Below are 6,324 nucleotides of genomic sequence, written 5' to 3'. Positions count from 1 at the left end.
AGAAGCTCCGCTTCGCCATCCGTGAAGGCGGCCGCACCGTCGGCGCCGGCGTCGTTTCCAAGATCCTGAAGTGATCAGGGCGTTGTAGGATGGGCAATATTGCCCATCCTACGGGCCAATGAAGGCGCGCGGGGGCACCCCTGCGCGCCTTTTCCGTTCACGCTTGGCCGCGCCGTCTCCGACATCCGCAAGATCCCGTTAACCATTCCTAAAACCTTGACCGCAATCCTCGGCTCCTGGGGCAAGAACGGGGGATCGCATGCTGGCCTGCGCGCGCACGGTGGCCTTTGACGGGCTCGAGGCCCGTCTGGTCGAGGCGCAATGCGTCCTCAGCCCCGGCCTGCCCGCCTTTCATGTCGTGGGCCTCCCCGACAAGGCGGTGAGCGAGGCCCGCGAACGGGTCCGCGCCGCGCTGGCCTCGCTGGCCATCGCCCTGCCGCCCAAGCGCATCACCGTGAACCTCTCGCCCGCCGACCTGCCCAAGGAGGGCTCGCATTTCGACCTGCCGATCGCCCTGTCCCTGCTCGCCGCGCTGGGCATCATCCCGGTCGATGCGCTGGCCGAAACCGTCTCGCTGGGCGAGCTGTCGCTCGACGGGGCGCTGGTGCCGGTGCTGGGCGCCCTGCCCGCCGCCATGACCGCAGCCGCGGAATCCTGCACCCTGATCTGCCCCCGCGCCTGCGGGGCCGAGGCCGCCTGGGTCGGCGCCGCGCGGGTGCTGGCGCCCTCCAGCCTGCAGGATGCCATCGCGCATTTCACCGGTCGCACCCCCCTGCCCGCCGCCCGCCCGGGCGAGGTCACCCCTGCTGCCACCGCCCGCGACCTGCGCGACGTCAAGGGTCAGGAACGGGCCAAGCGGGCGCTGGAAATCGCCGCGGCCGGGCGCCATCACCTGATCATGGTCGGCTCGCCCGGCTCCGGCAAATCCATGCTGGCCGCCCGCCTGCCCGGACTTCTGCCGCCCTTGTCGGCCATGGAAGCCCTTGAAACCTCAATGATCCATTCGCTGGCCGGGCTTCTGGACGAAGGCGGCATCTCCCGAACCCGGCCCTTCCGCGAACCGCATCACACGGCCTCGGTCGCCGCCATCGTCGGCGGCGGCAAGGGCGCCAAACCGGGCGAGATCAGCCTCGCCCATAACGGCGTCCTCTTCCTGGACGAACTGCCGGAGTTTCCCCGCACCGTGCTGGAAACCCTGCGCCAGCCCATCGAGACCGGCGAGGTGGTCGTGGCCCGCGCCAATGCCCATACCCGCTATCCCTGCCGCTTCCTGCTGGTCGCCGCCGCCAATCCCTGCCGCTGCGGTTACCTGGCCGAGCCCGGCCGCGCCTGCAACCGCGCGCCCCATTGCGGCGAGGATTACATCGGCCGTATCTCGGGTCCCCTCATGGACCGCTTCGACCTGCGGCTGGAGGTGCCGCCGGTGGCCTGGTCCGACCTCGACCTGCCGCCGACCGGCGAGCCCTCGGCCGCCATCGCCGCCCGGGTCGCCGACGCGCGCGCGGTGCAGGAGGCGCGGTTCGAGGGGCGGGCGGGGCTGCGTGTCAATGCCGATGCCGAGGGCGCCCTGCTGGAGGAGATCGCCGCGCCCGACCGCGAAGGGAAAGAGACGCTGGCCCTGGTGGCCGAGCGCTTCGGCCTGACGGCGCGGGGCTATCACCGGGTACTGCGGGTGGCGCGGACGATTGCCGATCTGGACGGCTCGCCCGGCGTGCGGGCGCCGCATGTGGCCGAAGCGATCAGCTTTCGGCTGCTGGTCGCAGACGGGACAGGATGAAGCGCGCCGTGTGATCGAGCGTGTCGTCGGCTTCGGGCAGCCAGCCGTGCAGCATCGGCCAGACATGCGGCAGGTCCCCGGCGATGCGGATCTCGGCGCCGGGCAGACGGCCGCGCATGCGCTGGGCGTCGTCGCGCAGGATCTCGGTCTCGGCGGCAAGGATCAGCACCGGCGGCGCCGCCGGGAAGGTCGCGTACAGCGGCGAGAGGCGCGGGTCGTCGGCATCGGCCGGACGCGCCCCGCCCAGGATCTGCGCCCGCGTCTCGGTCAGGCGATGCGCGGGCAGCACCTGATCGCGCGAGGCATTGGTGACCAGCGAGGCGCCGGAAAAGGTGAGGTCCGTCCAGGGCGAGAAGGCGAAAAGCCCTGCGGGCACCCGCCCCTCGCGGCACAGATGGCCCAGAAGCGCCAGCGCCAGCCCGCCTCCGGCCGAATCGCCGCCCAGAACGATGCTCTCGGGCCGGTGGCCGCGCTGGACCAGCCCGTCATAAGCGGCCAGCGCGTCCTCGAAAGCGGCGGGAAAGGGGTGTTCGGGCGCCAGGCGATACCCGGCGACGAAGACCCGGGTGCCGGTGCGCTGCGCCAGCGAGGCGGCGAGCGCGGCGTGGGTGCGGGGGCTGCCCATCAGATAGGCGCCACCGTGGAAATAGAGGATCACGCCATCGTCCTGCGGCTGGTTCGAGATCCACAGACCCGGCACCCCGCCCTCTTCGGCCTCCAGCAGCAGGCTGCGCGGCGGCAGGCGGCAGAAACGCCGCGCCATCCGTTCGAAATGCGCCCGCGCGGCGCGCGGATCGCGCTGACGCGCCAGCGAGGGGCGCGTCAGGTTCAGCCCGACGAAGCGGGCGACCCGGGCCTGCCAGCTCATTTGGCCGCGCGCCGGGCTTCCAGCGCCTCCCAGATGCGGGCCGCCACATTGATGCCGTCGAACCGCTCCAGCTCCTGAATGCCGGTGGGCGAGGTCACGTTGATCTCGGTCAGCCAGTCGCCGATCACGTCGATGCCGACGAAGACCTGGCCCTTCTCGCGCAGGAGGGGGCCGATGGCGGCGCAGATCTCGCGGTCGCGGGCGGTCAACTCGACCTTCTCGGGGCGGCCGCCGACATGCATGTTCGAGCGCGTCTCGCCCTCGGCCGGAACCCGGTTGATGGCGCCGACCGGCTCGCCATCGACGAGGATGACGCGCTTGTCGCCCTTGGTCACGGCGGGCAGGTATTTCTGCACGATGAGCGGCTCGCGCGAGAAGCCGGTGAAGAGCTCGTAGAGTGACGAGAGGTTGCGGTCGTTGGCGTCGAGGCGGAACACCCCGGCGCCGCCGTTGCCATAGAGCGGCTTGAGGATCACATCGCCATGGCGGTGCTTGAAGTCCTTGATCTCGTTAAGGGATCTTGCGATCATCGTCGGCGGAGTCAGCTGCGGGAAGGTCAGGACCAGCAGCTTCTCCGGATAATTGCGCACCCAGAACGGGTCATTGGCCACCACCACCTTGTCGCGGATCAGGTCCAGCAGATGGGTGGTGGTGATATAGGCCATGTCGAAGGGCGGGTCCTGACGCAGCCAGACCACATCCATGGTCGCAAGGTCCAGCCGTTCCTCCGCCCCGAAGGCCACATGATCGCCCTGCACCCGCTTGACGGTGAAGGGCCGGGCCCGGGCCACGACGCGGCCTTCGTCGAAGGTCAGCTTGTCGGGGGTATAGACCCACAGCTGATGGCCCCGCGCCTGGGCTTCTTCCGCCAGGCGGAAGGACGAATCCGCGTTGATGTTGACGCCCTCGATCGGGTCCATCTGGAAAGCGATACGCAGCGCCATGACACCTCCTGCCGATCCGCGAAGGGGTCGCCGATCCGGCACCCCCTGCGGATAGATGGCTCAGACGCGCCGGAGTTTCAATCGCTTCGGGTATTTCCCCGCGGTCTTCACGCAGGCGTCAGGCGCAGAGCGCATTCTCCAGGATCTCGATCCGGCCGAAGGAATCGATCAGCGCCACGTCGAACCGGGCCGGCGTGTTCAGCCCGGCCGGACAGGTGCCGAGGAATTCCGACGCCGCGTCATAGAGGCGCTGGATCTGCCGGGCCGAGAGCCGTTCGGCCGCACGGGCATGGCTGAGGCTTTTCTTGACCTCGACGAAGACGAACCCGTCGCCGTCCTGCATGACCAGGTCGATCTCGCCGCCCTTGCCGCGCCAGCGATGCCGGACCAGCGGGAAGCCCCGGCGCTGATAATCGCGCGCCACCTGCCCCTCGGCCGAAAGACCCGCATGATAGGAAACCAATCCGCTCATTCGTCCCCTTTCCCGAGCGCCAGCGCCCGCTGATACACCTGCCGCCGCGGCAGGCCCGTCGCCCCCGCCACCGCATCCACCGCCTCGCGCAGCGAAACATCGGCCATCGCCGCCCGCAGCATGCCGTCGAGATCAAGCGCCGCATCCCGCGCCGCCGCCTGCCCGAGCAGCAAAACGATCTCCCCCTTGAGGTCACGGTCGGCAATCGCTGCCGTCACCTCGGCAAGCGAGCCTCGAATCACCTCCTCGAAGCGTTTGGTGAGTTCGCGGCAGAGCGCGACCTCCCGTTCCCCATACTCCCCCAATTCATCTAACAATCGGTGAATGCGCTTGGGGCTTTCGTACATCACCAGCGTCGCCGGGATCCCCGTCACCTCGGCCAGCCAGCTCTTGCGCGCGCCGCCCTGTGCAGGGGGAAAACCGAGGAAGCAGAAGCGGTCGGTCGGCAGCCCGCCCACCGCCAGCGCGGTTAGCACGGCCGAGGCGCCGGGCGCGGCAAGCACCGGAAAACCCTCGGCAATCGCCGCGCGGGCCAGCTGGAAACCGGGGTCGGCGACCAGCGGGGTTCCGGCCTCGCTGGCATAGGCCACCGACTTTCCTTCGGCCAGCAGGCCCATGATCCGCGGCCGGACCTGGGCGCCGTTGTGGTCGTGATAGGCGATCAGCGGGCGGCCCTTCAGGGGCACGCCGTGGATCTCCATCAACCGGCGCAGGCTGCGGGTATCCTCGGCCGCCAGCACATCGGCCCCGGCGAAGAGGTCGAGCGCGCGGAGCGTGATGTCGCGCGCCGCACCGATCGGCGTCGAGACCAGATGCAGCCCCGGCGGCACCCGCCCCGGGCGCGCCGAATGGGCCTCGATCCCGGCGGATTGCCGCGCGTCCTCGTCCCCCGACTCTTGCGTCTCGTTCATGCTCGTTCCACAGACACGTTTACTTCACCCCCGGCGTTCAATACTTGTGTGCCATAGTGTCGCCCGCGGCGAACGCCACCGCAACCCGCCCTGCATGACCTGATCCGTGAGGAATTCGATGGATAGCGAAGCCCCCGCACGCAAGCGCCAAGACCGCCAGCCCCTTTCCATCCTGTCGTCGACGGCTCTTGCTGCTCCCACCCGCCGCGGCGCGCTGCTCGGCCTTCTGTCGCTCGCCGCCTGCGGCCCGATCGCGCTGGGCGGCTCCCGCAACGCCGCGCCGGTCAACACCGCGGCGCCCGTGGCCGTGGGCCTGCTGGTGCCGTCCGGGTCCACGACCCAGGGCAACGACATCCTGGCCGCGAACCTCGAAAACGCCGCGCGGCTGGCCATCGCCGATCTGGAGGGCGTGCAGATCGACCTGCGCGTCTATGCCACCCAGGGCGACCCCGCCATCGCCGCGCAGGTCGCCCGCCAGGCGGTTGACGAGGGTGCGCGCATCCTGCTGGGTCCGGTGCATGGGGCCGAGGCCTCGGCCGTCGGCACCGCCGTCGCCGCGCTGGGCATCAACGTGCTGGCCTTCTCGAACAACCCGGCGATTGCCGGCAACAACGTCTTCGTGCTGGGCCTGACGCCGGACAACGCCGCGCGCCGCGTGCTGTCCTACGCCATGGCCAACAACCGCGGCCGGGTGATGATCATCGGCGAGCGGACCACCGCGGGCGAGCTGATGATGGCCTCGGTCAACCGGGCCGCGGCCGAGACCGGCGCGCAGATCGTCGCGACCGAGACCTATGATTTCTCGCAGCAGGGGATCGTCGCGGCGCTGCCGCAGATGGCCTCTTCGGCGCGGTCCTCGGGCGCGCAGTCGATCCTGTTCACCGCCGACAGCGCGGGCGCCCTGCCGGTGCTGGCGCAGCTGCTGCCCGACAACCGCATCGCCTATCCGCAATTCCAGTTCATGGGCGTGACGCAGTGGAACATCCCGCCCGCCACGCTGCAATTGCGCGGCTTGCAGGACGGCTGGTTCACCTTGCCCGATCCGGGCGTCACCCAGCAGTTCGAGAGCCGCTATGCTGCCGCCTATGGCGCGACGCCGCATCCGATTGCCGGGCTGGCCTATGACGGGATCGCCGCCATCGGCGCGCTGCTGCGCACCGGCTCGAACGAGGCCCTGTCGCACAGCGCGCTGCGCCAGCAATCGGGCTTCGTCGGCGTGAACGGCGTCTTCCGCTTCCTGTCCGACGGCACCAACGAGCGCGGGCTCGCGGTGGCCACGATCCGCAACAATGCACTGGTCATCCTGGACCCGGCGCCGCGCAGCTTCGCCGGTCCCGGCGCGTAGGATCCGT

7 protein-coding genes are annotated in these 6,324 nt (G+C 70.0%); 3 read left to right on the top strand and 4 right to left on the bottom strand.

Annotated elements, in window-relative coordinates; genetic code table 11:
- Positions 1 to 74: hypothetical protein (locus tag VDQ18_RS12060; protein ID WP_323021183.1), on the top strand; the 74-nt coding region annotated here is incomplete at its 5' end.
- A gap of 185 nt (positions 75 to 259) precedes the next feature.
- On the top strand, positions 260 to 1,777 hold the full coding sequence (locus tag VDQ18_RS12055; RefSeq protein WP_323021181.1) for a YifB family Mg chelatase-like AAA ATPase: 1,518 nt from the start codon (positions 260 to 262) through the stop codon (positions 1,775 to 1,777).
- Here VDQ18_RS12055 and VDQ18_RS12050 read toward each other — a convergent pair.
- The 4 genes from VDQ18_RS12050 to rsmI form a co-directional block, all read right to left on the bottom strand.
- Positions 1,740 to 2,645 carry an alpha/beta hydrolase fold domain-containing protein gene (locus VDQ18_RS12050; RefSeq protein ID WP_323021180.1) on the bottom strand — a complete coding sequence of 302 codons (906 nt, stop codon included), beginning with the start codon at positions 2,643 to 2,645 and terminating at the stop codon, positions 1,740 to 1,742. The two genes, VDQ18_RS12055 and VDQ18_RS12050, sit on opposite strands and share 38 nt — an antisense overlap.
- Entirely contained in the window at positions 2,642 to 3,583 is a 942-nt protein-coding gene (gene gshB / locus VDQ18_RS12045; RefSeq protein ID WP_323021182.1) for a glutathione synthase, read from the bottom strand. Before gshB ends, VDQ18_RS12050 begins: the two co-directional genes overlap by 4 nt.
- A gap of 124 nt (positions 3,584 to 3,707) precedes the next feature.
- Positions 3,708 to 4,061 (bottom strand): YraN family protein, encoded by a 354-nt coding sequence (locus tag VDQ18_RS12040; RefSeq protein WP_323021179.1) that lies wholly within the window; start codon positions 4,059 to 4,061, stop codon positions 3,708 to 3,710.
- Positions 4,058 to 4,972 (bottom strand): 16S rRNA (cytidine(1402)-2'-O)-methyltransferase, encoded by a 915-nt coding sequence (gene rsmI / locus VDQ18_RS12035; RefSeq protein WP_323021178.1) that lies wholly within the window; start codon positions 4,970 to 4,972, stop codon positions 4,058 to 4,060. Before rsmI ends, VDQ18_RS12040 begins: the two co-directional genes overlap by 4 nt.
- Positions 4,973 to 5,090: 118 nt before the next feature.
- Between rsmI and VDQ18_RS12030 the strand changes: the two genes are divergently transcribed.
- The gene (locus VDQ18_RS12030) at positions 5,091 to 6,317 is read left to right on the top strand and encodes a penicillin-binding protein activator (RefSeq protein WP_323021177.1); all 1,227 of its coding nucleotides are present in this window, start codon (positions 5,091 to 5,093) and stop codon (positions 6,315 to 6,317) included.
- Positions 6,318 to 6,324 lie beyond the last annotated feature (7 nt).

Origin of the sequence: Pararhodobacter sp., assembly GCF_034676075.1 — a bacterium.
In the GTDB taxonomy this organism is placed as follows: domain Bacteria; phylum Pseudomonadota; class Alphaproteobacteria; order Rhodobacterales; family Rhodobacteraceae; genus Pararhodobacter.
Note: the sequence above shows the minus strand (reverse complement) of the source record. Positions and strands in the feature narration are given on the sequence as shown.